Consider the following 1,085-nt stretch of genomic DNA (forward strand, 5'->3'; position numbering starts at 1 on the left):
GAATCGGATGGATCCAGATCAAAAAGTCTCTGTGACAACACAAGGCTCTTTGCAGCATCCTTCTTATGTCTGTCCAATAAAACACGTAAGTGTTTCTTTTTTTCTTTGGTGATATGGAACGTACGTTGGTTTTGTTCCGATGCCACATACAACGGAATCCTTCTTTTGGTATCCAGTTTAGTGATCAAAGTTTCGATTTCAGCATCGGTCTTAACAGCCACATTCGCCTTGATCTTTTGGTTAACTTCTTTGGCATGTGCATGCTTCTGCTTCGCATTTTCCTTAATGGCCAACTTACCCGATTGTTTTTCTTTGGCTTTGGCAATCTTCGAAGTTCCTTGGGTCAGATACACTTTTGTTCCTTCCAGGGCAATTGCTGTGCGGTATAATTCTTCTGCATCGCTTACCAGCGAAACAGTTTTCTTATTCTGTTTTTTAAACAATTTGGTTTGTTTCTCATTGCCTTGTTCCAAACGCACCAGTGAACGGGCGGCACGGTCATAAAACGGTCCTCTCTTCGGATTTTTCAACACACCCTGTCTGAAAAGTTCGGCTGCAGCCAGATGGTTGTTCTTGGCACCGTACACATTACTCAGGGCATCATAGAACTGAATATAGTTCGGGGCAAGTTTAATACACTCCAAGTATAATTCCTCGGCTTTCTTATACTCCTTTTTATAGAAAAATTCTTTGGCTTGTTTGGCCAACTGCTGTGCTTCTTTGAAACCTTCCTGGGTTGGAACTGCATCTGTGGCAAAAACACTGTTGATCGCACTTAGTTCCGAAACCGGTAACATCGTCGCAACAAATCCCCATGAAGTTAATTTGATAAAATCTTTCCTGGAAAGATGACTCATAATTATTTATGAATTTAGGAAAGAAAAGGAGAAGAGCTATTTTGTGAAAAACAACCAACCTAACATCGGGTGATAAGCTCCTTAACTACTGTTTTGGAATCTCCTCCTTATGCTTTCAAAATTAATATATCTTTTTTATTTACAAAACTATTTTTAAGGCTTTTTACAAATTTTTGTATTTCGTCTTGTTTTCTGACGAAAGCTTGAAACCGCCCGTCAATCCATTAG

1 protein-coding gene is annotated in these 1,085 nt (G+C 39.5%); it reads right to left on the minus strand.

Annotated elements, in window-relative coordinates; translation table 11 throughout:
* Positions 1-857, minus strand: an 857-nt coding sequence (locus tag NAT51_RS19620) for a tetratricopeptide repeat protein (protein ID WP_250601811.1), incomplete at its 3' end; no start/stop codon positions are given.
* Positions 858-1,085: the final 228 nt, after the last annotated feature.

It is taken from the genome of Flavobacterium amniphilum (assembly GCF_023634845.1).
GTDB classification, from domain to species: domain Bacteria; phylum Bacteroidota; class Bacteroidia; order Flavobacteriales; family Flavobacteriaceae; genus Flavobacterium; species Flavobacterium amniphilum.